Raw genomic sequence first — 23,574 nt, forward strand, 5'->3', positions numbered from 1 at the left:
TTCCGCAAAGCACAACCCCTGCAGCAAGCGGAGTTCTTTGTTGGGCTGTAACCGATATTCCCGAATCTTCCGTGCCACTTGCAAGTCAATGGTGCCGAAGACCATTGCGAAGGAGATTCAGAGTCATGGGCCGGCCTGCAACTCCGGTTCTTGATTGCTGCAGAACCAGAATCTGCGCTGCGAGAAAGCGCTGCTTCCTTGATCATTTACCATACTGGACAGTGTCAAATTTCTTGCGTACGCGCTTCAGCGCCCGGCTGGGTCCGTTTTGTGTCTCAGGATACTAGGCGAAAAAAATGCGGTTGCGCACGGACGTTTCTGCACGGATTCCACATCGGCGTGCCCGACAATCTTTCATGTGTTGGCTGGTGACATGACCCTGATCATGAGGGCGAACCCCAGGCACCGGTTTCTGACAACACCTCTAGTCCCTCACTCCCCCAGCCTTACAGAATCTAGGTTATCGGTAGTTGACTATCACTTAGGGGAGTGGGTCAACTTCAGGCCGAATTGTGGCCTGAAACTGGCCACAATTCGGCCGCCACAACAGGCGCGGCCCACTCATCGCCCACTAATGGGCTGGATCTGGTCACCGCCTGCCACGTTTCGATCGCCCAAAACGGTGGTGAGCAACAACGGGTCACTTGTGGGCAGGAACTGACCAGCAACAGCCCACAAGCAGCCCAACTGTGGGCCGCGATGCGGTTTTGCTGTGCTGACGGCCGGTTTCGCTGCATTCGAGGTGCTGAAGGCACTACGCAGGCCCACAGCTTGCCCGATGCAGGACGACTATGGACCCATTCTGGCCACAGGTGTCCAGAAGATGGCAGCCTTTGGGCTGCATTTTTTATCACCGCCGGCGCTCTCCGAGCGCCACGCTGTGTGGGATGCACTGTGCCAAGAAGTGCGAGGGGCGGGGGCGGTTGGCGATGCATTGGCGCAAAGCCCCACCGCTCACCAGGCGGTTCAGGAGTCCGGTTCCCTCGAGCAGAAATAGAGCTCCAAAGGAGGAGCAGATCTCTATTTCTGCTCGTGACAACCGTGTGTCAGAGAGTCCCCAAACCACCAGGCGAGCCAAGGAGCAGATGGGGTTAGGCCGGGGCGATACAGGATGGAAGGCCAGTCAGATGACGGCCGCCAACCACCCCCTTTGAGGACCTTCTTCTGGGTACGAAATCCTGCTCTTCCTAAGCCCGTTGATGCAGGGTGGGAGAGCACACTGAGGACACTGCGCAGAAGGTACTTTCCAGCCCCGGGCGGGCAGCGCTTATCCGGGCCCTGCGAGAGATTCCCGAGCCCGGGGGAGCGGTGGACGCGGTACCTGATGCGCCCGGAGAGAGGCGCCGCAGCAGCATCGCTACCACCCTGTGACGACCGCTGTGAGAGATTGCGCCACAAGCTGTGGCGCAAAGTCGACGGGACCGCCGGCGGCGTCCTGGCGAACTGTATTGGAGCTGCCGCCGGCGACACTGGAGCAGCCTTGGGGGAGTACCTGCGGCTGTTCTCGAAGCGGAGTTCTGAAGCAGGATCGCTGCCCCTCTGAAGAGGCTGCGCAGCGGCAACGCCACAGCCGCTGAGGCGGCCATGCAGCAACCTCCGAAGCAGCATGAAGGCGTGTGCAGCGATCCCTGCTGGCCGGTGAACCACCAGTGCCAAGGACATGGGTTGGACTGCTGCGCAGCCCCCTCGCCCCACTGTGACACCGTCTTCGTTCCTCAGACGGCGCCCCTGCGGCAGCTCGTATGGGACCACTGCTCCTGCGTCGCAGCGTCCTGTTGATGTGAGACCAGACGAAGGCTCAGAACCCGTTCCTACTCCTTCGTCGCAGGCCCGTGACGCTGCGTTGCAGCAGGTTCCTACCGGGTGCCATGCACTATCAATCCTGGTAGGAACCGAAAAGCCTTCAACCACCGCAAAGTAGCGCCACTCCAACCCTCCCTCCTACGAGTAGGAACCATAAATGGTCGGGTAGGAACGAAGTGGTAGGCGCTACTTTCCGCTGATACATCAACAGAAATCCCCTCAGTCTTCCGCTAAAGCTCCAGACGTGAGGGATAAAGAGAAAGGGCATAAGGGGGGATGGCACCTCGCTGCGCTCGGTGGTCGGCACAGCCGACATCCCTTCGGTCGCTTCGCTCCCTCACCCTCCGCTGCGCTCCGGGCCCCTTACTGCGTTCGCTGGCGCTCTCTTGCCCCACCAACGCTGCGCGTCGCTGGGGTGCCCCTGGAGCCATCGCTTCGCGAGTGGCACCAGCTTCCCGCCGGCCTGCCGGCCGTCGGACAGAGACTCCAGTGACGATGTCCCAGGCGTCCCTGAGAAGAGCAGAGCGAACGCCCCGCGGCCCCTGTCGACAGAGGCAGGAAGATCGGCTAATGGCTGATGGACTGCAGGGGTTCCACTACGATCTGGTGATCTTCGCCGAAGACCACCGCCAGGCTGACCGCGTGATGATTGAGCGCCGCGGATACGATGAAGATCTGAAGCAATATGGCGTGGGGGAGTACAGCATCGACGCCTACCCATCTGACGGCTGAGAGATGGAACCCTCGAAGTGGATCCCAACTAAGGACCGGGAAGGACCAACAAGAGAAGAAGCCCCAACCGAGTTTACCGGGCGGGGCTTCCTTCTGGTCGAGCCAAAGTTATTGCGCAGCCATGTGCCGCTGCACTTTCACCGCGGTGACCTCGGGGAGCTTCAGGTTCGACAGGCGGACCACAGCTTCCGGAGTTACGCGGCCGCGTTCTTTGTCCAGGGCGACGCGGAGCTGCGCGGCACGGATACCGCGGCGGATCTTCATCGCCTGAGCCTCTCGAGCCGAGACTTTGGAGTGGGTACCTTTAGTCATGGTCGGCCTCCTTCGTGGATTCATTGTCTCCTGATCTATCAGGGTCGTCCACGGCGGACTCACCTGTGGTTCCACATCCCTGCTATCAGTCAGATTCTCATCGGTCTCGGTGGCCGCCAGCGTGAACCCGGGCCCTCTGTTCCCAAGAAAGATGGATAGGTCGCGAGTGGGCGTCGACAGCCGAAAACCGCCTTGTTCGTCGTCGTGGACCCGGTAATGAAGACTCAATCAGCGACCCAGCCAGGTGACCTAAATTCTGACGTCAGGAACGAACGCGATGATTCGACCAAGACATAAATCCACTGCAGGCTGCCGACGGAGCTTTTCAGAAATGATTTCGGTAAATGCGTTACGGAGAAGTGGCTCCTCAACGGGTGTGACCAAGCGCTAGGGTGTCAGCGACGTTGATGCAACAAGAGGAGCTCCGTGAGTTCAGAAATTCCAGAACACCTGCTGGGCACACAACAACATCGGAACGCGCGCGACCTCGGCGACTACCTAGTCCACATGACTACGACACCTCAGGCGCTGGCAAGCATCATCACCTCCGGCCGCATCGAGGCTCGAAAGCCCTTTGGTCTCGGCCGCGGCCTCCATATGGTCGAAGACAAACACAAAGCTGCCGGCTTCACTGAGATGCCCCTGTCAGAACTTGACCGCCTAAGAGACCGCCGTAAGTCCTGGGGTATCGCCTTCAGACGGGATTTTGTGCTCAAGCAGGCGGCCAGCGCGTTTGGTACCTCGACATCGACAAAGCTCCCTACCAGGCTATCCACGGCCTCAAAGAGACGGCCTTCGAGAATCGCGACTGGGACAACCCCATCTGGGCCATCACACCCTTTGTCGATCAGTGGAATCCGGGCAAGAGCTACACCTTCGACTGGGAACGCGAATGGCGAGTCGTTGGTGGCCTGAGATTTGACCTTGAAGACGTAGTCCTTCTCATAGGCCTCGACGGCGTTGAACCGCTCTTTCACGAGAAATTCACCATCGGAGCGCCGTACTACGACGCTCGCGACATGACCTACCAATGGGCCGCAGACACCATCCCAGAGGTCGGCGCAAACATGGACGCAATCCTCGAAGAGTTCCACGTAACCTTCCTAACGCCAGACAATGCTGGAATCCCGTACGACAGTGAAGACGGGTACATGTGGGCGGAAGACGGGTACATGTGGGCGGGGTGCGCTACAGCCTATGAGACTGAGGACGCACTCGAATATCTGTTGCCGGAGGAGACCCCGTGGGAGGTCCTCCAGGCACTCGCCGAGCACCTCAACCCGATCAGCGTTCGATGGGCCGAACGTGAAGAAGTCGACTCGCGCGGCGACGACGATGACGACCTGGATTCTGCTGGAGCTCCTGACGAGGAGGACTCCACCTTCCAGCTACCGAACTGGAGCCTGTGACCGCACTCATTTATGGGGAGAGCCGAGCACCTAGGAATAATCCCCGTGCGAAGTAACGGCCTCGCCTCGTGGGTCACTAGAGCTGGTCGCGAAGAGCTCGATGGGAGGTTAGCCGACACACCTGTTAATCGTGATTCACATCTGGTTGAATGTGGATGACTGATCTTGACAATCCAATGAGACTCCAGCCGGAAAGATCACAGCATGACAAAAACCATCAAGGCCCCTGGTACCTACCGCGGTGGTGCCTACGGCATTGCTGCGGCTAATGCTCGGCTGCCTCTTGATTCCCGGCAGGCTGAAGATTTGATGGACAGGGCCGGCAACGTTACGGTGACGATTCTCCTAAACCAGGAAAACTACTTGCGGCACGTCATCGCCTCGGCCACCGATGGCTCGTCCACCCCTGAGCTCTACGCCCACCGTGCAGCGTTCAGTTTCGGCCGGCCCTTTGAGTGCGCGGCAGAAATCACCGGCGCATCCGGTCCGGACTTTATGGTTTCCTACACCACTCACATTCGCGAGTTTCTCGACGACTGAACGCGGTTCTTCACAAAACCCGGGATTGTCCACTCTAACGACAGCGTCTGCGAATCGGACCGGAATCTACGAGGGCAACCGCTCCCCATCCCCGATGAGGTTTCCGTTTAGCCATTCCCCGCGTTGCCTGGACGCGAGTCCAAGTGAGTGATGTTCCCCTCCTGGTTCGAGCGGTAGAGCCGTTCGGCCCGCACCGAGGTAAGTCCGTAAACCCATCCGCACATGCGTGGAACGTCCGCTCATCACTGAGCGAAGATGACCCTTTGGAGGCCTTCCCGTTTCATTGCCACCCGGTGCTCGTCCGTACCAGTTACGAGTTTGCCCGGGGCGGCTCGGCGGGCGTTTTGCGTCTCCTCCGTGCTGGGGGCGACGGCTGCTAAAGCGGCGATGTTGCGGGCTGCGTTGACATCCCTGTCCAGTACAAAACCACAGACCTGACATTCGAATGTTCGTTCTGCAAGTGCCAGTTTGGCTTTCACTGCGCCGCAGGTTGAACACGTTTTGCTTGTTGGCGCCCACTGATTGATGACTATCAGCTGGGATCCAGCCCAGAACGTCTTATAGGTGAGAAGGCGACGTATCCTGGCGGGTGCCACGTCGAGTATTGAGCGGTTGAGTCCGGCTTTGGCGTGAACATTTTTGCCGAGTTTTTCCACCGTCCCGCGGGATGATCTCGTCATACCCGCGACGTTGAGGTCTTCGATTCCAATGATCGCCCAAGTATTGACTAGGCGGTTCGTCAGGTCATGGGCGTAACCTTCTCGCTGGCGTACTTCGAGATGGGCGAGTCGGCCGATCTTTCCGACGAGTTGCGCCCGGTTGCGGGATCCTTTCTTTGATCTGGCAAGTGCCGTTTGTAGGTGTGCAAGCTTTTTTGCATGTAAGGCTTTGATGCGCGGGTTGGGAATCAGGTCCCCGGTTGAGAGGGCAGCGGTAACCTTCACTCCAAGATCTACACCAACGATTCCGGCAGCCCTCTTTCGTTTCGACAGTCGGGGCATCGGGATTGTTTCTTCCACGGTGAGACTGGCATACCACCGATGGCCGCGACGATTGACCGTAACGGAAGTGACCTCAACGGAGCCGGCGCGAATTTTCCTCTGAAGGCGTCTTGCATGGTCATGGATACGGACTTCGCCGAAAGTTGGGATCCTCAGTCGCCGAGTCGTCGTCAACCGAATCCCTGGCGACTTCCGGTTATGCGTGATCGTGAAAGAGTCTTTGGCAACACCCCGCTTCTTGAAGCGCGGGTACCCGACTCGCCGGCCAGTACGGGTTTGCTGAATGGAAGCGATCCAGTTCTTCCAAGCCTCGTCTGCCTGCCTCATCCCACCGACGAGCGCACTCCGATTCACCGCGTGAATCCAGGGCTCATGTTCCCGGCCGTCACGACCAGGCAAAAGGGATCCGTTGCCGGCGGCGTCCCGGTGGGTGTTTCGAATCGTGGTGAGCCAAGCATTGAAGTCAGGCGTTGACGGGATGGGGATCTTGATGGCCGTGCGAGCTTGCACTTCGGTGAGCGCCTGCTCGTACGTCGCAAAAGCTACCTCCTGGAGCCAGAGTCGGTGGCTACTGCGTTTCGCTCCAATCGCATGGTTGTACATATATCGCGCGGCGCCGGCCCACTGGGAAAGCTGTTCGGCCTGCTGCGGTGACGGATCAAGTGTGAGGCGATAGGCGCGATGAATGACAGTGGTTGCCGTCGCGGTCAGCGTGCTCATGACGCCAAGGTAGTCCCAGGAAACGGCCAGGGACCAGTCTCGTGGTCGCCAGAGCAACTGCAATCGGTCGTGCCAATTCTGGGGCCACTATCGACCGAATTCCGCTCGTAAATCAACCTTTTACGCACATGTGTACAGGAGCACTCCGCTGAACAATAGATTTTCGAATGAGTCTCGGTTGGCTGACTTAGGACGAGATTCGAATGTTATTGATGGGCCTGTCCAAATTTGGGGATGTTACGCGTCATGCACCAATTGTGAAGTCAGAGGCGTGCATGGAGGAAGCCCTGCCGTTGTTGTGCAATAGACGATTAGTCAGCCTCCAGCGAGAATGGGAGCAGCAAGGAGGAAATCCATGACCAGCCGGAGAAAGTACGACCCCAGGAGCAAGGAGCAGGTGTTTGACACGCTGCGGCGTGAGATCCTTGCAGCCCGTTTGAAGGTCACACTCGATGAGCAGTTGGGCCGCACAACGTCCTCGACGGTGAAGCGCCTGTCGAAGATGAAGCTGCCCCCGATCGTCCGGACGTACTGCCCGGTTGACGATGCCTGCGGCTATTCCGACGGGACGTCACTTCCCAAAAACTGAGGATGTGCCATGGCAAGACGGGGGCAGGCGCCCACCGGGCGTACATCAGCGGATTTGTTGCAGCCGCCAAATGTACGCCCGTTGGGCAATCTCTGCTGCTAGGGGACGCGTGGCATTGGTTGAGGTGTTGCACTCTTCATTCGATCCGGGGACCAGGTAGAAGTCTCTCCGACCCCCGGTGTTGTGACGGTGGAATCGCCACTCCCTCCGGGTGCCTGACTTGCCCTCTGGATAATCACGCCAACCGTGAGGAGTCCTGCAAGAATTGCAGCCAGAATCAGTCCTGCCGCCCTACGCCGCTTGTCCGTGCCGAGGTGCACGAAAGTCATGGTCTCGACCTCCTTCGATAGGACTAGTACATCAGGTTGAACATGCTCAGCACGTCGCTTGAGTTAGGTGTTGCGAGCAAAAGTGGCCGGCCAACCGGCATCCTGCGGGATGTCACTGCGTAGACGTAACCCAGGTTGTAGTTGATGGTGTCTTTCAACCAAGGTCCACCGCTGGCACCGCCAGTCATATCGCAGTAGAGAGCCGAATCAGTGCTGCTGAATGCAAAGGCTTCAGAAGTGCCATCACAGTAGTACGGAACCTCTCCGGTATAGGGCGCCCCGGCGGGCCACCCCCAAATGCGCGTGTTGCTCTGTGTGCGTGAGTTACCGGTCACAAGTCCGTTGCCGCCGGTCACGTTAACAAGCTCTTGTCCGTTCCGTGGCTGGAAGGACACAAATGCTTGGTCGTGTGACCAGTCACTACTGTTGATCCATGAATTGAATGTACGCGCCATTTCATAGTTCCAAACGCCGTAATAGCTGTTGGGGCCGTTGAAATAGGCGGGAGCGAAGGCAAACTCCTTGAAAAAGCCTGATCCTGGACCCCCATGGACGCAATGGGCTGCGGTGATGACGAGATTCTTATAGTTGCTATTGATTACCGAACCGGAGCATACATAGTCCCTCCGATCGTACGGATTGTAATAGAACAACTTACCTGCCGTGGAAGGGACAGTCGTTGCAGCGAGAAGAGCTGGTTGATCAGGATTGGTCAGTGGAGCAACTGGTTCCGTCGCCTTGGTAGCCTTCTTTTCCTTGTCTTTGCTGACGTTATCCTGGGCTTCGGTGGGACTAAGAGGAACGGCCGCGGAGGCTTCCGGGTCATCCGCAAGAATCGCCTTCTTCATTCTCTCCGCAGTCCAAGGTTTGGCTGATGCGAATTTCTCCAGAACTGGCTTCGAAATGCTTTGCGTCTGATCTTCATTGGGAAGCGCAATCTTCCCGCTGTCTGGTGCGGCCCCGGCAACCGCGGAACCCGAAAAACTGAGAGCTAGCACCATAAAAATGGTGCTAGTCATGACCGTACCTTTTTTCCGCACAGATATCCCCAACTCTTTGCCGATGCGATTAGGGCGCACTCGATCCCCAATCGACATCTTCGGATGACTTCTACTCGCCGCGCCGCCTACGCTGCTAGTTTCTTCTCCGCCTACAAATGAGGATTCACGACAAAGTCATGGCTCTGTCGGCAGTTGGGGAGAATTCTCGTCCCTTAGTTAGGTAACAGGAGAGAGCTTAACATTTAAGTCTCCTTGTTAAAAGCGCTTCGCCATTCTTTTCGGCCCACCATGTCACCCCGGCTTGGTTCACGCTCGAAGGTAGGAACGCTTCTGTGCAAACCGCTCAAGAACGGCTCGTTCGCGAGCAATACTTGAACCGCGGCGGTCCAGGTAGGTGCCGCTCTTGCCTAAGAGGATGACCTGCGGACGGCGGGCCCTGTCTCTGGCCCGCCGTCCGGTAGATGACGTACTACCTCAATTTAGGACAGTGTCGGCATGCCCTCGCTGACTGGGCCGGAAGGGCGCCTCTCGAAGACCCATCCGGCTGGGAAGCCCCATGTGTAGAGCGCGGATCCACCGCATTCCTGACCTTATGGGTGATGAGGCCTTTCTCCGCTGCTCTTGTTGCAAGCCCTTTCGCAAGGGTTACCGTGTGGTTTCCTTGTTTCCGCCTTCGCATCATGTCCTCGTTCGATTCGTTCACGAATGGCGTGCCAGGTACGGAGTAGTCCCGGCGGCATCGTGCGCCTCCCAGGCCGAGCGGCGTACGAAACCGCGCGCCTTCCGCTTCTTCTTCATCCATTCAGTAACACTGCCGGCGCCGTTGTCGCCGTACGCGTCCCAGCCCCAGTTCCCCACATCAGGCACATGGTCGAACTCCGCGAGCAACGGTTCGATGCCAATAATCCACTGGGCGATGCCCAGTTCCTTGTCTTTGCCGTTGCCGCCGACCGGTACTATCCAATCGCCCGGATCGACGAGCTTTTTCAGGCGTCCGGTGAACACCCTCATCGCTTCGACCGAACCCTTCGGATTCACCCGCTTCTCGTGTGCCACGAAGAGCTGATACAGCATCTCGAAGGGGAGGAAGTCCCGTTCAAAGCCGTCTCCGTATTCTTCCCAGAAGGCCACAACCTTGTCTGAGTCCGCACGAAACTCCGCTTTCGCCTTCGCGACACTCTCCGGCTCACTGAGTTTCGTATAGGCCGGCAGCTCCACGAGTGCCATGTACGCGAACCACTCGCGCACTTCTGCACGTTTGACGTAATCGTTCTTGATGGCAGGATTCTTCTTCATCCCCGCAAACCGCTCGGGAAATTCGATGAACATCTGGCGGTCGTACATAGCCTCTGTCTTGTCTTTGTGCTTCGGGAACTCGTTCAGGCTCGCAATGGTGCTCATGATCAACTGCACCGATATTGGATCCTTGTGTTTGCGATCAAGCAATATGGGGTCTCTCGAGATCACCTGCTTGAGTACCGCGGCATTCTCGATGAATTTGCCCACGTCATCTTCATCCACGAGATTCAGACGCTTGCCGACTGCCGAGCTGAGGGAGAACTGATCCGCAAACTTGCTCGGCGGGATACTGGTCACCAGGTGCGATCCAACGATCGCCCGAATCAACTCAAGGATCGTGCCCTTACCGTTCAAGCCATCCCCGATGAAATACACGAGGACACGCCAGTCAACTGCAGGGCGCAGGCACATACCGATGACCTGCAGGACCAAGGTGCGTGTTCCCTCGTCTGGGATCACTTCACAAAACCAGTCCCAAGCGTTCCAAACGGTACCGTCCACGTTCACGATCTCCGGCACCGGAGGTCCTACTGAGGGCAGACGTGTTGCAAACTTCGACAGGGTCACTCGCTCAGGACCAAATGGCGTCCGCTGGCCAGTGCGGTAGTTGTACCAGCAGTCGTTCAATGGCAGCTCATCAGGGTTTACCAGCTCAGGTTCCTTTGGTACCCGGCGACGCAATGCCAGTTCGACTTCCTTGTGCCAATTCCGATCACCGGTCGGGCGGAGCTTTCCCGCCAGCTGATCCAGGAGACTGAGATCGGAGCGTCGGTAAGTGCCAGCGTGATCACCCTCGTCCTGGTAAAACGAGAGCAGGCCGAGCCCATCATCTGCTGATGTGCCGCCAGGAGTCACATCGCGGATGGAAAAAGCCGACTCAAGCAGAATGGCGGCTTGTATCGGCTGCAGAGTCTGGAATGAATGCAGCGATTTCATTCCGGCTACCTTGCGCGCGGCGTTTTGCTTATTAAGTACTTCCTCTGTTTTCTGCACACATAGTGAGCCGAGCTTATCCAGTGGGATATCACCGACGCTTTTGGCAGTGGAATTGGCACTTTCGACAAGAATCTCATCGAAAGTGAGTAGCAAGCTGCTAGAATTGTTGTCAGCGCCGCCAAACGCTATTTGAGCCGCCTCGTCACTGACGGGGCGGTTTTCTTTTGTGCTCACGGCTATGCACGTCCGAGAGCGGTAGTGAATGTCGAGACGATGATGTCCCGCTGCTCTGGCCTAAAAGGCGGGGCAGCGGCGGCCATGCGACGCGCCCAACTCTTCAGATCGCTGTCAGAAGCGACTATCGGAATGGGTGTGACGGCGGCGTCAAGATCCGGTCTGGTGACGTAGATCTTGCGTCCATCCTTGACAGCGGGTAGACGGCCGGCCTTGATGTAACGGCGGAGGGTGATGACGCTGCGGCCGCTGCATACAGCAGCTGCGCCAAGGTCGAGACGGGTAACGGCAGGCATTTGATGCTCCAAGATGAAGATGGGAGCACAACGAGAAGCCATCTGCACGATCCTGGGTGCTCGGGCCTGCCGGCGCCTGCACCTGGCCCATGAGGGGCCTGCATGATTCCCGTCTCGAAGCCTGCCGGCGATCGTGACGTGACGTCGACCTAAAAGGGAACGTCTGCATTGTTGTTTTGAAGTGCACGCGTCTGCCGACGTCTGCACCTGGCCGCGAGGGCCTGCATGATCTTCCCGTCACGACGCCTGCCAGCGATCGTGACGTGACGCCCGCCTAGGAAACGGGGCGTCTGCACTATGTTCTCCAGCTAACACGCCTGCCGACGGCGTTAGCCTGGCCCCTAAAGGGCTTGCACTTTTCTTCAGCCACGCCGCCTACCGACGAGCGTGACCTGATGTTCAGTTGCGCACCTGGGAATTCCAGATATCAAAACCATATCATCACCTTGATGATCTTTGATAGGCAAATCGCGGACACCGGCGGCAATTCAAATGTTTAGTGCTAGGCCACAGTTGCCCCTCGAAGATCGGAGATGCGAATGCTTGATTGCTCGGGCGGAGGGGAATGGGAGGCAATGTCGCACTAGCGAACTTAGGGTCTGTGCGACATGGTTTCCCCCGAGTTATCAACGAAAACAGTGTCTTGTCGCACTGTCGCACACGTTTGAAAGTTTTCTCTGGGGACGGCTAATGAATAGGGGCCTTCTCAAGTAAGTTCTTTTTTTCAGTGCTACAGTGCGACACTTTGTTTAAACATGCTCAAATATCAACAAAATCTCGTGTCGCACTTGGTGTCGCACATCCTGTCGCACACCAGTATCGAGTGTTGGTGTGCGACGGATTTCGCGGAGAAGTTGCTGTCCGCCGGCAGTCAACTCCTCTGCGACCCTTTGGCTGAGCATGGCCCGCAGGCGGCGCGGCACCTGAGCACGGATGTCTGATTCCGAGCTCTTCAGTCGAAGTTGTTCGAATATATGTTCTATATTTAACCAGTGATCAAGCGAGGTACTCCTGAGGACTCTGACCGCATGTTTGCGCGGATCCATGCGGAAGAGAGCCGTCCGATTGATGATCCGGGTCCCATCAGAGAGTTCCCGAAGTATGGCCGGCCCTTGGTGTACGTGGGCGGACTCTATGGCAAGGCTGTGGGATGGACCCGCAACTATGGCTTGATTGAGTGGCTCGACTCATCCGGCAAATATCACGTGGGCTGGGCGCATTCGTCCAGTATCAAGCGGGTGAAGCCTGAGGAGTGGAAGGGCGCCGGCGGGCTGTAGCGAGCGCGAGCAGTAGTCCCGAGTACTGGTGAAGTAAACAACGGTCTCTGGTCCGCTAAAACGTCTGGTTGACGATGTACTGGCACCGGCCTGAGCGATGACGCTAAAAAATATGGAACCCGCTAGCAGTCGCCGCAGCCCGCCATTTGCACCGCCCGCTCCGGTGACCTCCGCTTTCCCGTCAGCCAGGAAGGAGGTTGTCAGGTTCTTGTCCTTGGCCGGGTCCGATTTGTCGCCGCTGTAGCCCAGGCGCTGCCTGTGCAGCCACACGTCGAGTGCATTCACGGGGGCGTCCGCTCTCTGGTACCTAGGCCAGTAACCGCCTGCAGCCCTTAAGGCCCCCGCAGTTCCTCACCCACTCAGCTACCGCGCCTCGTCTTCGGCCTCCGCGTCGAGGGACTGACCCAGCCGGGGATCACCGCTAGGCGGTCGCGGTAGATGGGGAGACGGTCCCCTGAGCCGCCTCCCGCACCGTGACATGACCTAGCGAGACGAACGGGCTAGGATCGCTGAGGTGGCGCAGCTTTGCGCACGCGGTATTTGAGGAGTGTAGTGATGGATCTGGGGGCCACACGCGTCGAGGTGTTTGCCGATGGCAGGGTTACTGTCGGGGGTGAGCGGATTGCTCCGCCTCCAGGGATGGATCCGTATTCAGCAGCCATTGCGGTCCTTGCTGAATATGCACGCAGCTCGGGTGCGCCGGCCGTGGCTCATGCCGTTGACCATTCCAACGGTCAGGAGGGCAAATTCCAGGTTCTCGCCGATGGAACTGCCGAAGCCCTCGCCGACGCCCCGACTAGTCCTACCCCGGAAGGCCCCGGGAGTACGGGCGGCGTTGCCGAACAGGCTGCCGATGCCGGCGCACCAGAGGCCGCGGGCCGGTTCCCGGATCAGGATGTCTTACCTGTGGTGCTTCCCGCCCGGGAGGCGTTTCCGCAGATGCCACAGGCTGCCACGCAGGGCACTGCGGCGGTGAAGGTACCTGAGCAGGAGCCTTCACCATACGGAACACCTCATGTTGAGACGCAATTCGTCAGGCCGGACCGTCCGCGACCAACCACTGGCGTGAGGGGCGTTTTGTATTCGGCCACTGGTGGGTACTTGAATCTCGGCCCCAGCGCCAAGGACCAGGATGACGCCGAGCTGGAACGAAGGATCGCTCGTCCACTGTCGGGGAGCTTCAACACTGCCGTGCTGAGCCTAAAAGGTGGCATCGGCAAGACCTCCACCACCGTCGGGGTGGGCATGATCCTTGCCGAGTACCGCGGAGACCACCCCTGCGCCATCGACGCCAACCCGGACAGCGGGGACCTGGCCGAGCGTGCACTCGGGGAGATGCTGTACCAGAAGGTCAAACCCCGCACGGTCACGGACATTGTGAGGGACATTGATGCAATCACTTCCCTGACAGCTTTGACGGACTACATGCATCATGCCAACCGGCTGCACCTCGTAGCGGGCGAGCAGGACCCGGCCCTGTCCGATGCCTTGACAGCAGCCGAATACTCCAAGATTCATCACCTCGTCTCCCAGTACTATGCCGTGACGCTGACGGACTGCGGAACCGGGGTTTCGCACCCGGCGATGGCAGGTGTGCTGCCTCGGGCTACCAACCTGGTCATCGCCTCCGGCTACGCCGTCAGCGGCGCGAAGCGTGCCCGCAACACCCTGCAGTGGCTGGCTGGACACGGATACGAAAACCTGGCCCGCAACGCCATCGTGGTTGTAACAGACAAGGACCAGGTGTCGAACCGTGTGGACAAGCGCGCCATCGAAGAGCACCTGGCAGGGTACTGCCGCAAGCTGATCACGGTTCCGCATGACCGTGGCGTGGCTGACGGGGACAGGATCTCCCTCGAGAAGCTTTCTGGCAACACCCGCCGGGCCTACAAGGAGATCGCCGCTGCGATCGTCGACGGGTACCTGTAGGGCAGACCCGCTGCCGGCTTACGGTGCCAGGAGCAGTTCTTGGCGCAGGTGCTGCCCTTGTTCCTGGTCCCATGCGGTGACCAGCGGGAATCGTATCGCCAGATGCTGGAAGGGGCCGAACCCCAGCCTTTCCACGTCCGCACCCTCTATCTTCCGCTGGCTCAAATCAACCTCTTTGGCCAAGGAGGGCCCTAACACGGCTGCCAGCGGAACCCGGTATCGGTCGCTGCCTGAGTAGACACCCATCGAATCTGCACCGAAGTGATACTCCAGATGGAAATCCATGGCTGATAGAGATACGGACCTCTCAATGGCGGTGTCCCGCATCGTGCTGCTGAGGGGCGTTCCTGTTGTTACAAGGGCGTCGAAGGACTCCACAACGCCGGACTGTGTGCGCACGGCGGTCAAGAGGCCGGTGACATTGGCCCCGGAGAAAATGAGCGCGCCCCAAGGCATGTGTGATTGGAACCAGCGGCTGATGATCTCAATGTCCCATGTCCCACTAAGCGGCTCCGTGTCTCCCGCTCTCAAGGGACGCACCTGGAACGGCTCAAGCATCTGGGCGGTATGTGCCCCGATTCGTGTGGAGTAGTTGGCTGGGTGCAAGACACTTCCGCTCACGGCTAGGCTGCCGGAGACGAGGGGAGCACTTTCCGCCGGCTGAACGGTGAGGGCGTTCTCAAGGTTCTGGCCGTCTTCGGTGGGCCTGAACCACGGCAGGTTGGTGGCTTTGAGAAACGCGACTAGACCGTAGCTTGGCTGGGCTTCCCTTCGCATGGCCACGGCGGGAGTCGCTCCGGCGGGTACATCCGCGAGAGCATTACCAAATGCGCGGGTCTTCCAAGGCCGTACCGCGGGAGCAGGGATGATGTGCAATGGGAGTCCCGGATTCATGTATCCAGCGCATTCAGGATTTCGTTGGTCTGCGGATCGATGACCAGGCCGCGGGTTTCAGACACGGCAAGCATGAGGAATGTCCGGGCAGCTTCTGCGATGTCTTTGTCTTCGGGGCAGTTCACTTCGGACACCCACGCGGTTCCGCCAAGCTGGCGGGCTACATCCTGCCCAAGGACCCGCAGTAGTTCGTCATTATCGATGTGGCTGGGCACAGAAATCAGCGCCAGCTGTTCCCCTCCCAGCGTGAGGATGAGGTGCCCGGTATCGCCAGCCGATTCCAGTCTGGCCTTGTCCTCGAGGAGTGCGCACACCCTGGCGAAGTCTCCCTGCTGGGGGTCTGTTGCGGCAACGAGATGGAAATCGTAGCTCATGCGGAGTGGTCCTTGTTCTGATGGAGGAAGGTCTGTACCACCAAAGGCCGGCGGCCCGGGCGCAGGATGCGTGCGCGGCCGGTTGGCAGGTGGGCGGGGCGTTCGCCGTTTGCGATCACACCTTCTGTTCGCTCTCCGGAGAACAGCGCCACCGGCCCGCTGGCTGCCCTGATGGCGCTGAGGAACGGGTCGTGAATTGCGACGGCGGCCCCGTTGATCCTGCTTGCCACAACGGCGTGGAGTCCGGCGTCCGCGCCTGCCGGAATGTGGGGAGCCAAGGCTCTTAGGGGTTGGTTGCCGGCTGCGGCGAGGATGTCGTAGTCGTCAACGAGGAGAACGATCCGGGGAATGGTGAGGGCGGGTTTGCTGCCGTCTCCCATCCGGTCCTGGATCTGGCCTGCAACAAATTCAGCAAGCCGCGCGGCCACGAGAGCGTTCGAAGCGTATTCGCCGAGGTACTCATCCGGGATGAAGTTCCGCAGGTTCTGGCGGGGATCAAAGACAGCAAAGATCACATCGCCTGGAGCATGAGAGCCGATCAATTGTGAGGCAATGCTTTTCAACAGGTTGGTTCTGCCGGTTTCCGGGTCCCCGAACGCGAGGAGCCCTGGGTCTGTCCCGAAGAGATCCAGGACTTCGGTCCCCAGATCCTGCTCCCGCAGTCCCAGGCCGGGTCCGGACGTCCGCTCCGTTGGCGGAGGAAGCTCCACGGCTGCGGGCAGCACCCTGACGGCGGGGGCGGAATCGGCTGTGCCGCTGGCAACAATCTGGCACAGCTGCTCGAGTTCGCTGGCAGCGGCGTCCGGGTCGGGGCGGTTCTCCAGGGAGGTGAGCGCGAAGTGTCCGATGGTTTTGTCCAGCGTGAGGGCCCGCCCTGGCCGGCCCGCGCCGAGAGTTGATGCCAGACGGCGGTCGATGGAGTCGGCGGGATCGGAGATGTGGAGCTCGATTCGGTTGCCGATCAGGGATTGCCGCGTCATCCGGATCTCAGACCAGGTCCTGACCGTGACGACGACGTGGACCCCGAAGGTGCTCCCGCGCGTCATGATGTCGTGGACCATCTCCTCGATTTCCGGAAACTCTGACGTCAGGGCACCGAAGCCATCGATGAAAAGGAACAGGTCGGTGCAGCTCAGTTCTTCGAGCCCGCCGCGGGCCCGAGCTGTCCGCATCGCCTTGACAGTGTCTATCCGGTGGGCTTCGAAAACGTCCTGCCGCGCGGTGACCAACGAATGTACTTCTTCGACGGTCCGGCGCAGGTACTCACGGTTTCCACGCCCTGCCATGCCGGCGCTGTGCGGTAGTGCGGCCAAGCCGGTCAGTGAGTTGCCGAGAAGGTCGATGCCGTAAAGGTTTACGTCCTGGACCGTGTGGCTGAGGGCAAGGGCGGCGGCGATGCTGCGGAGCGCTGTGCTGCGGCCGCTCTGTGGTGCGCCGATAACAGCGAGATTGCCGCCCCTCGCGGCCAGGTCGAGGTGCCACGGTCCCTGCCACTGGCGTGACGGGTCGTCCAGGATGCCCACAGCAGGGCAAAGGTAAGCCGGTTGTTCCAGGCGCGGTCCGGCTGAAGTCAGGTTGAGCGCCGCCCCACTTTGGGACAGCGGGATTGAGACCGGCAACGGGGGAAGCCAGACCGGCGGTGTCATCGGTTGGGTGCCGGAGGCAAAACCAACGAGCGTCGAAAGGATGGTGGGGCCCTGAGGAGCTTGCCCTGATCCTGGGGAAGAGGCAGGAGCGGGGAGTGCCGCTGTCGGCTGGTCCGCGCTGCCTGGGCGGCTGAGGCTGAAAACGGCCACCGGGGGCGGCGCGTCTGCTGCGGAGGCGGTGTCCTCTTCACCGACCGGACGGGGCAGCGGGCCGGAAACGTACGATGCCTTGAAACGACGGAAGACGGTGGTGTCCACCTTCAGGATTCCGTGCCCTGGCGTGTTGGGGAGGTGGTAGGCATCCGGAACATCAATGACAGTGCGGCTTTCGCTTTCTGAATTGGTGTGCAGCGCAATCCGGTAGGCAAGGTAGGTCTCCAGCCCTCGAAGCATCCCTGATTCCACTTTCTGGCTGGACAGGAGCAAATGGATTCCGATGGAGCGTCCGATGCGTCCGATCGAGAGGAGGAGGTCGATGAAATCGGAGCGCGCTGTGAGGAGTTCACCGAATTCGTCGATACAGACAAAGAGGTAGGGCAGGGGAAGCCGCAGTGCGGGATCGTCCGGGGTGCGCACGCGTGCGCTGCGGTAGTCATCAATATGGGCGAAGTCACCACCGGACTTCAGCAGTTCCTGCCGGCGGACGACTTCTCCCGCCAGGCTCGCGTAAATCCGGTCAACGAGGCTGGCATCGCTGACAAGGTTCGTGACCAGGCCCGAGACGTGGGGGGCGTCAGCGAAAGGCGCGAATGTTGCGCCGCCTTTATAGTCCACGAGCACCATGTTCAGATCCTCGGGGGAATGGGTGGTCAGCAGGGACAGGACCAGTGTCCGCAGCAGTTCGGATTTGCCGGATCCGGTGGCCCCCACACAGATGCCATGGGGCCCCATTCCCTGCTTCGCGGGCTCCTTCAGGTCCAGGTAGACGGGCGAGGAGTCCTCGTCCATGCCGATGGCAACGCGGAGGAAGTCCGGCCCCCGCTGGGTTTCCCAGAGTTTGTGTACCTCTTCGGCGGTGTATCCGTTCAGTCCCAGTGACTCTGCGTAGCTGCGTGAAGCCTTGTGCTCGCCAAACTCATGCGACAACTCCGAGAGGCGCAGCGGAGCCAGAGCACGGGCAATGGACTCAGCCTCCGCCGGATGGACTTCGTCCGCCTGGCCAACTACCGTCTGCCCGTTTGAGGTGTTCGTCAGGGTGACGCTGCCGGTATCAACGGTGAGCCGAAGATCCACACTGTCAGGCTCCTGTTTCTGGTCTGTCAGCAGGTGGATCCGGGTCACCGCCAGATCAGTGAGCGACATGTCAGCGGGCAGCCCGGGGAGCGGCAGGGCGTTCTCCCCGGGCAGGTCGGTGATGATCACCAGCCGGGGCAGCGCTTCTGCGGGCAGCCGCTGGAAGTTCCGTGCCGCGCCGGCCACGGCAGCGATCCGGGCATCGAAGCTGGCGCCCAGGAGGCGGGCCATCCCATGGTGGTTTGCGGATTGTCGGGGCTGGTTTGACCGGTCCAGGAGATGGGGCAGCCATTTGGTCCATTCCCAGTCAGCCCGGCGGTCGTCGGCGACGACTATCCCCAGTTCGACATCCTCGGGGGATTGGGAAACGGCGATGCGGCTCAGGATGCTTCGGCAGACCGTCAGTGCCGTTTCCCTGTCTCCGATGATGGAGACGTTCGAGACCCCGGCCAACGGGAGTGTTAGTGGCATGTGTGGATTGGAGGCGAAACGGTGACTCAGCTGTTCCGCCTCGGCCAGCATGAAAGTATCGGGCCGTTCGACGGCATCCCCGCTGTCCTGGACGGAGATGATGCGCTGGGGAACAGCGCCGGTGCCAAAACGGGTGAGGAGGAAGTCAGGGCTGGTGCGGCGCCGTTCCCACAGCCTGTGCGGGTCCTCAACCACTGTTTCCAGCAGCTGGCCAACCGGCGGATGGCTGCGGTTAGCGGCCATTCTCGCCAGGCGTTCGTCGGCTTCGAATTCCTTATGCCGGCGGTGAAGATAGTCCATGTAGAGGCGGCGTTTCTGACTGCGTTGCCGTGCTGACTTTCCTCGCTGGGAAAAAATCAGCGCAAGGGACGCTAGAACCGTTGCCACCATCATGATCGCCCCGATTCCTGCCAATGACGATCCCCGGAAGAGCATCATGACCGTCACGGACGTGGCAGCACCGAGCATGGGGACAAGCGCCAACATGTTCATGCCGCCCCCGCCTGAGGGCAGCTGGGGAGGGGCATCCAACGCTGCTGACGGCGCGGGTGATTCGGGAAGGGCGGTCCGCGCCGGGCGGTGGATGATCCTGGTGGTCATGGCTACCGCCCGTTGGCGGCGGACAGGGCCGAGCCGGCGATCTCCGTCGCCGCGATACGGGTCCGCGCCCCCAGCCGGCTTAACCTGATGGGTCCGCCGGCGGCAAGGTGGCGGTCAAAAGGCAGCCCGGTCGCGTCCCAGGCACCGTTGGCTTGGCCGTTGATCTGGGTCCGCACCGTGACCACGGGAGTTTCCGGACGGGCGGCGAAGAGTCCGGCCCGTACCGCGGCCGCCCTGTCTGCTCCGAAGTCCGTATCCGGCGCGACAAGGACGATTGCGTGCGCTGTCTCCAGCAGGGCAGCGGTCTGCCGGGAGCGTGGGGACGACCCGGCATCGACGACGGTCACGGCGAGGAACCTCGAAAAAATCGAAGACAGGTCCGTCCATTCGGCGGCACCAATCGGGGTATCGGCAGCGGCGGGCACATCTGAGCGTCCGAGGGCGTAAACCTGGTTGCCGCAGGACACCGCTCGTTCCACAAGGTCGGGCAGGGTCCGGACCGGCTCTGACCGCAGTTTCAAAGCGGCTGCCGACAGTTCGGCGTCTTCGGCCGCCCCCAAGTAGTGCAGAAGCCGGCCCGATTCGTCCGTGGCGTCAATAGCCATGACAGCTTCCTGCCGGATGCTGCCCAGCAGCTTAACGGAGAGGGCCGCCACCGTCGTGGTGCCCACGCCACCGGCTACTCCGACGACGACGATCCTCCGGCCGGTGGTGATCGGGGCCTCCACGGCTGAGGAGGCCCGTACCAGGCGCTCCGACAGTCCGCCCGAGGTCAGGGCATCAGAAATCTCGAACCGGAGGCGTTCCCACCAGGTGTCACCGGTCGGCTGGCGGGCCGGTTTGGAGGGAGGCCGCCGGTGCAGGGGATCAGGTGCGATGTCCGGGGGAGTCGGACGGGCGTCTTCTTCAACGGTTCTCGGGGGACCATCAAGTTGACGCGGGCGTGGTGCCATGCCGGGAAAGCCGGCAGGGGGTTCGGCGCCGACCGTCCCAGGGGGCTGCTGTGTCTGCGGGGCGAGGGGGAACCCCGTGCGTGGTTGCTCAGCCAAAGGTGTGTCCTAATTGTTCGTAGGCTCCGGACAGGCCCAGAGTGAGCGGAATGGTGGCCAGGACGCACACCGTCTCAGTGCGTGTTGCCATGAGCCGCAGCCTGGCCCCGGCCTGTTCGCGGACGGCCCCTTGGGCCGCGCCAAGTGTGAGCAGGCCCACCGCACCGGCGATCAGGAGGTAGGGGGGCTGGTGCAGCTGAGTCGAAACTACGACGGCGATTCCCACCAGGCCGCCTGCGGCCAGCCCGTACACCCCGATCCGCTGCCAGAACAGGGGCAGTGATAGCCCCCGGAAGACGACTGCTCCCAGCAGTACGGCTGCCAGAGGCAAGGACCATTCGGCGCGGTCCCATGCCAGGCAGACACAGACGGCAGCACCTGAGGCTGCCAGTGCCGAAGCCAGGGACCACCCTGCGAGCGTGCGGTGCGCCCGGTGAAAAGCGTCCAGGGTCCGCTGCCGGTGGGGCCGGACACCCTGACGCTGGTCGTCGTCGAGACCGTTCAATCCGCCCACTACCGTGGCGAGCCTGGGCGCAATACCGAGCGTGAGAACAGCCACTATTCCTGTGACGGCGGCACCAAGCGCTGCATCCCCGCTGCCCTGCTGCACGGCAGCCCAAACTGCGCCGAGGGCCCCGAGCAGCCCGGCAGTCGCGATAAACGGGACCGGCTGGCGAGTACCGAGGCCCGCTGCGACGAGGGTCAGAATGGTAATGGCCAGTAGCAGCGGCCCAGACGGGAAGTCCTTAGTTGTAAACGACACAGAGACTGCCACGATCCAGCCAGCGGCCAGGACTGACAGGCCTGCCGGCACGGACCGGAATCGGCTGAGCAGGGATCCGACGAGCAACAGAATGCCAACCAGTGACATCCCAAAGATGACCTGGTCTGGCTGCTGGAGTACCGCCGCGCTCCCGCTGCCGGCCATGATCAATCCGGATACGGCGGCGAGACCGGCAGCGCGGAGGGCTCCGGTCCAGAGTAGGGGGGAGCGCTCTGTGGATTCAGCCGCGAACGACGCGATGTCATAAACCTCAGGGGAAGGCGGCACGGCGCGTTCGTCCCGGAGGTAAAGACGGGCACCGTCGGGTACGGCAGCAGCCCGCAATGTTTGGGACGCTTCAATAACCGTTCCGACGGCCGTGGTGAGGACAGTCGGCGATGACCGTTCCCGAAGGTCTTCAACGCCGGCGAAGATGAGTTCGCGGATTTGCGGGAGCAGGGAGGCCACAGGCTCATCGGATGGGACGCGGAGGTCCAGGTGCCGGTGCTCGCCGATGACGGTGATCCGGGTAAGGGCGTTAGACACGGTACAGGTCTGTCCACAACGTTAGAAGGGCAGTAGCGGCAGGACTATTCCGCTCACTCAGCAAATGCTGGACGAAGCTGAAACCAACGCAGACTGCCGCTATCAAGGCCGCAAGGAGGAGGGAGTACATCAACTTCATGGTGCTGCTGGAATAGCTTCGCTCCTGCACATTAATGCCGAACAGCAGCGCATCGTCCAGCTTGTGTTTTCGGACTTTCGCCGATTCCAACAGCCTGCCATCATAGTCTTCGGCCATGCGTGATCCCGCTCCCCTCCACGGCAAATATCGGCACAGACAAACCTACCCCGGACGGTGACGACCTGTGCAAGTCTCGGCCTCTTCACGAATTAGTTTGTGCATCGACTGGACATATAGCGTGGAGTTGAACATGCTGGTTAATGCGCGTTGTCGTCCACCGTCGGCGATGCAACCAGACAAGAGCGATTGTGGGGGAATCTCGTGGCTATCTTTGACATGGGTGCAGAGACCGTCGGGAACCTTAACAGGCAAACCGACTCAGCGAACCAAGACCTTGGCGCGCTCGTGCGCCGATTCGTGGACGCAGTGACCCCGCTGGAGGGCCGCTTCAGCGGTGCCGGCAAGGCAGCGTTCGATAACTTCAAGAACCGCTCGGATCTCGTGGCATCTGAACTCAACGCTGCGCTGGCAGGAATCGTCCAGGGCCAGGGCGGAATGAACACGGCCTTCCAGCAGGGCGACCTCGCTGCCAGCGACAACGCCCGCCAGAGCGAGGGCTCAGCCAACTTCGATGGTGCCCGCTTCCAGGGTCGTGCCTGATCGGGGCATCCCCTCTCACCAGGAAATTGCTGTTCAATCTACGGAATGGAGTGGGAGCCGGGCCGGCTCTGCTAAATCATGACTGCTAACAGAATCGCATTCGACACCAACGTTTCCGCCCAGGTTCAGGGCGACATCCAGGCACTCGCGGCGCAGCTGGAGTCCCTGATCGGCCAGCGTCAGGCCGATGTCAGCCAGGCAATGGCTGACTTCCGCGCCGACGGCGTTGACTCCGAGTACCAGGCAGTGGAATCCCGCTGGAACGCCGCCGCCAACGAGACCAAGGCCATCGTGGCACTCGTCAAGAGCACCCTTGGCCTCAACGACGAAACGGCATCGACGGCCATCAGCTCTGCACGGAACGCTGTCCAGGGCATTGGATAGGGACAGACCATGAGCGGCAGTTGGAACATTGATGTCGACTCGTCGATAGCCACCATCAGGGCAACCGCAACCCAGGCGGAGAACGTGGAACCGGCCGTTGCCGGGATGGAGCAGGCTCTGATGCTCGCGGCGTCCTCCATTCCTGGCGGGGTTGTGGTGGCTGCCTTGAACGACGTTGTCACCAACAGTCTCGGCCCAAACGCCAGGGCAGCCGTAGCCAGAACCGGGACGATCGTTACTTCCACAGTGCAGGCCGTGAGCTTCTACGTTCAGGGAGACCTGGAGATGGCCGCTGGCGCACAGCGCAGTGCGGCCCGGGCAGAAGGGCCAACTTCTCTTCCGGGGGCCGGACGCCGGCCCGTGCCCCAGTAAAAACTTTCCTTAGAGCTTGAAGGGTTCGGAGCAACA

At 60.6% G+C, this 23,574-nt stretch carries 21 protein-coding genes; 9 read left to right on the forward strand and 12 right to left on the reverse strand.

Annotated features, from left to right (window positions below; translation table 11 throughout):
• Positions 1-2,373 precede the first annotated feature (2,373 nt).
• Positions 2,374-2,535, forward strand: a complete 162-nt coding sequence (locus AB0N24_RS04830; protein ID WP_364121191.1) for a hypothetical protein — start codon at positions 2,374-2,376, stop codon at positions 2,533-2,535.
• A 108-nt stretch (positions 2,536-2,643) separates the two neighbouring features.
• Here AB0N24_RS04830 and AB0N24_RS04835 read toward each other — a convergent pair whose 3' ends face one another.
• Positions 2,644-2,847 (reverse strand): hypothetical protein, encoded by a 204-nt coding sequence (locus tag AB0N24_RS04835; protein ID WP_252573598.1) that lies wholly within the window; start codon positions 2,845-2,847, stop codon positions 2,644-2,646.
• 521 nt (positions 2,848-3,368) lie between these two features.
• On the reverse strand, positions 3,369-3,824 hold the full coding sequence (locus tag AB0N24_RS04840) for a hypothetical protein (RefSeq protein WP_364121194.1): 456 nt from the start codon (positions 3,822-3,824) through the stop codon (positions 3,369-3,371).
• 42 nt (positions 3,825-3,866) lie between these two features.
• On the opposite strand from AB0N24_RS04840, the gene AB0N24_RS04845 reads away from it, so the two are divergent.
• Complete coding sequence (locus AB0N24_RS04845; RefSeq protein ID WP_364121197.1) at positions 3,867-4,256, forward strand: hypothetical protein; 390 nt, start codon at positions 3,867-3,869, stop codon at positions 4,254-4,256.
• A 204-nt stretch (positions 4,257-4,460) separates the two neighbouring features.
• The gene (locus AB0N24_RS04850; RefSeq protein ID WP_364121199.1) at positions 4,461-4,796 is read left to right on the forward strand and encodes a hypothetical protein; all 336 of its coding nucleotides are present in this window, start codon (positions 4,461-4,463) and stop codon (positions 4,794-4,796) included.
• Positions 4,797-5,038: 242 nt separating this feature from the next.
• On the opposite strand, the gene AB0N24_RS04855 is transcribed toward AB0N24_RS04850, so the two are convergent.
• Complete coding sequence (locus AB0N24_RS04855; protein WP_364121202.1) at positions 5,039-6,517, reverse strand: RNA-guided endonuclease TnpB family protein; 1,479 nt, start codon at positions 6,515-6,517, stop codon at positions 5,039-5,041.
• A 355-nt stretch (positions 6,518-6,872) separates the two neighbouring features.
• Between AB0N24_RS04855 and AB0N24_RS04860 the strand changes: the two genes are divergently transcribed.
• Entirely contained in the window at positions 6,873-7,106 is a 234-nt protein-coding gene (locus AB0N24_RS04860) for a hypothetical protein (RefSeq protein WP_364121205.1), read from the forward strand.
• A gap of 352 nt (positions 7,107-7,458) precedes the next feature.
• Here AB0N24_RS04860 and AB0N24_RS04865 read toward each other — a convergent pair whose 3' ends face one another.
• The 3 genes from AB0N24_RS04865 to AB0N24_RS04875 all read right to left on the reverse strand — a co-directional run bounded on the left by AB0N24_RS04865 (position 7,459) and on the right by AB0N24_RS04875 (position 11,201).
• Positions 7,459-8,454: a trypsin-like peptidase domain-containing protein gene (locus tag AB0N24_RS04865; RefSeq protein WP_364121208.1), complete on the reverse strand. Its 996-nt coding sequence runs from the start codon at positions 8,452-8,454 to the stop codon at positions 7,459-7,461.
• Between the two features lie 681 nt (positions 8,455-9,135).
• Entirely contained in the window at positions 9,136-10,905 is a 1,770-nt protein-coding gene (locus tag AB0N24_RS04870) for a phage/plasmid primase, P4 family (protein ID WP_364121211.1), read from the reverse strand.
• A 2-nt stretch (positions 10,906-10,907) separates the two neighbouring features.
• Entirely contained in the window at positions 10,908-11,201 is a 294-nt protein-coding gene (locus tag AB0N24_RS04875; protein WP_252573605.1) for a helix-turn-helix domain-containing protein, read from the reverse strand.
• A 1,028-nt stretch (positions 11,202-12,229) separates the two neighbouring features.
• On the opposite strand from AB0N24_RS04875, the gene AB0N24_RS04880 reads away from it, so the two are divergent.
• Together AB0N24_RS04880 and AB0N24_RS04885 are read left to right on the forward strand one after the other, a co-directional pair.
• Positions 12,230-12,478 (forward strand): hypothetical protein, encoded by a 249-nt coding sequence (locus AB0N24_RS04880; RefSeq protein WP_364121214.1) that lies wholly within the window; start codon positions 12,230-12,232, stop codon positions 12,476-12,478.
• 1,101 nt (positions 12,479-13,579) lie between these two features.
• The gene (locus AB0N24_RS04885) at positions 13,580-14,407 is read left to right on the forward strand and encodes a MinD/ParA family protein (protein WP_364121217.1); all 828 of its coding nucleotides are present in this window, start codon (positions 13,580-13,582) and stop codon (positions 14,405-14,407) included.
• Between the two features lie 18 nt (positions 14,408-14,425).
• Here AB0N24_RS04885 and AB0N24_RS04890 read toward each other — a convergent pair whose 3' ends face one another.
• From AB0N24_RS04890 to AB0N24_RS04915, 6 genes are all read right to left on the reverse strand, one after another.
• Entirely contained in the window at positions 14,426-15,184 is a 759-nt protein-coding gene (locus AB0N24_RS04890) for a DUF6177 family protein (RefSeq protein WP_364121632.1), read from the reverse strand.
• 113 nt (positions 15,185-15,297) lie between these two features.
• Positions 15,298-15,675 carry a hypothetical protein gene (locus AB0N24_RS04895; RefSeq protein ID WP_364121219.1) on the reverse strand — a complete coding sequence of 126 codons (378 nt, stop codon included), beginning with the start codon at positions 15,673-15,675 and terminating at the stop codon, positions 15,298-15,300.
• A complete protein-coding gene (gene eccCa, locus AB0N24_RS04900) occupies positions 15,672-19,625 on the reverse strand; it encodes a type VII secretion protein EccCa (protein WP_364121222.1) in 3,954 nt (1,317 codons plus the stop codon). The genes AB0N24_RS04895 and eccCa overlap by 4 nt, the downstream gene beginning before the upstream one ends.
• A 2-nt stretch (positions 19,626-19,627) precedes the next feature.
• Positions 19,628-20,674 (reverse strand): hypothetical protein, encoded by a 1,047-nt coding sequence (locus AB0N24_RS04905; RefSeq protein WP_364121225.1) that lies wholly within the window; start codon positions 20,672-20,674, stop codon positions 19,628-19,630.
• Positions 20,667-21,983: an EsaB/YukD family protein gene (locus AB0N24_RS04910; RefSeq protein ID WP_364121227.1), complete on the reverse strand. Its 1,317-nt coding sequence runs from the start codon at positions 21,981-21,983 to the stop codon at positions 20,667-20,669. Before AB0N24_RS04910 ends, AB0N24_RS04905 begins: the two co-directional genes overlap by 8 nt.
• Complete coding sequence (locus tag AB0N24_RS04915) at positions 21,976-22,239, reverse strand: hypothetical protein (RefSeq protein WP_364121229.1); 264 nt, start codon at positions 22,237-22,239, stop codon at positions 21,976-21,978. The genes AB0N24_RS04910 and AB0N24_RS04915 overlap by 8 nt, the downstream gene beginning before the upstream one ends.
• Before the next feature lie 204 nt (positions 22,240-22,443).
• Between AB0N24_RS04915 and AB0N24_RS04920 the strand changes: the two genes are divergently transcribed.
• The 3 genes from AB0N24_RS04920 to AB0N24_RS04930 all read left to right on the forward strand — a co-directional run bounded on the left by AB0N24_RS04920 (position 22,444) and on the right by AB0N24_RS04930 (position 23,538).
• A complete protein-coding gene (locus AB0N24_RS04920) occupies positions 22,444-22,782 on the forward strand; it encodes a hypothetical protein (protein WP_364121232.1) in 339 nt (112 codons plus the stop codon).
• A 78-nt stretch (positions 22,783-22,860) separates the two neighbouring features.
• On the forward strand, positions 22,861-23,166 hold the full coding sequence (locus AB0N24_RS04925; RefSeq protein WP_248760920.1) for a pore-forming ESAT-6 family protein: 306 nt from the start codon (positions 22,861-22,863) through the stop codon (positions 23,164-23,166).
• Positions 23,167-23,175: 9 nt separating this feature from the next.
• Complete coding sequence (locus AB0N24_RS04930; protein WP_364121235.1) at positions 23,176-23,538, forward strand: DUF6507 family protein; 363 nt, start codon at positions 23,176-23,178, stop codon at positions 23,536-23,538.
• Positions 23,539-23,574 lie beyond the last annotated feature (36 nt).

This window comes from Arthrobacter sp. NPDC093128, from assembly GCF_040683875.1.
Lineage (GTDB): Bacteria > Actinomycetota > Actinomycetes > Actinomycetales > Micrococcaceae > Arthrobacter.

Coding starts and splice junctions, on each gene's coding strand:
- AB0N24_RS04830 (WP_364121191.1), top strand. CDS start 2,374: ATGGCTGATGGACTGCAGGGGTTCCACTACGATCTGGTGATCTTCGCC.
- AB0N24_RS04835 (WP_252573598.1), bottom strand. CDS start 2,847: ATGACTAAAGGTACCCACTCCAAAGTCTCGGCTCGAGAGGCTCAGGCG.
- AB0N24_RS04845 (WP_364121197.1), top strand. CDS start 3,867: ATGACCTACCAATGGGCCGCAGACACCATCCCAGAGGTCGGCGCAAAC.
- AB0N24_RS04850 (WP_364121199.1), top strand. CDS start 4,461: ATGACAAAAACCATCAAGGCCCCTGGTACCTACCGCGGTGGTGCCTAC.
- AB0N24_RS04855 (WP_364121202.1), bottom strand. CDS start 6,517: ATGAGCACGCTGACCGCGACGGCAACCACTGTCATTCATCGCGCCTAT.
- AB0N24_RS04860 (WP_364121205.1), top strand. CDS start 6,873: ATGACCAGCCGGAGAAAGTACGACCCCAGGAGCAAGGAGCAGGTGTTT.
- AB0N24_RS04865 (WP_364121208.1), bottom strand. CDS start 8,454: ATGACTAGCACCATTTTTATGGTGCTAGCTCTCAGTTTTTCGGGTTCC.
- AB0N24_RS04875 (WP_252573605.1), bottom strand. CDS start 11,201: ATGCCTGCCGTTACCCGTCTCGACCTTGGCGCAGCTGCTGTATGCAGC.
- AB0N24_RS04880 (WP_364121214.1), top strand. CDS start 12,230: ATGTTTGCGCGGATCCATGCGGAAGAGAGCCGTCCGATTGATGATCCG.
- AB0N24_RS04890 (WP_364121632.1), bottom strand. CDS start 15,184: ATGCGAAGGGAAGCCCAGCCAAGCTACGGTCTAGTCGCGTTTCTCAAA.
- AB0N24_RS04895 (WP_364121219.1), bottom strand. CDS start 15,675: ATGAGCTACGATTTCCATCTCGTTGCCGCAACAGACCCCCAGCAGGGA.
- eccCa (WP_364121222.1), bottom strand. CDS start 19,625: ATGACCACCAGGATCATCCACCGCCCGGCGCGGACCGCCCTTCCCGAA.
- AB0N24_RS04915 (WP_364121229.1), bottom strand. CDS start 22,239: ATGGCCGAAGACTATGATGGCAGGCTGTTGGAATCGGCGAAAGTCCGA.
- AB0N24_RS04925 (WP_248760920.1), top strand. CDS start 22,861: ATGACTGCTAACAGAATCGCATTCGACACCAACGTTTCCGCCCAGGTT.
- AB0N24_RS04930 (WP_364121235.1), top strand. CDS start 23,176: ATGAGCGGCAGTTGGAACATTGATGTCGACTCGTCGATAGCCACCATC.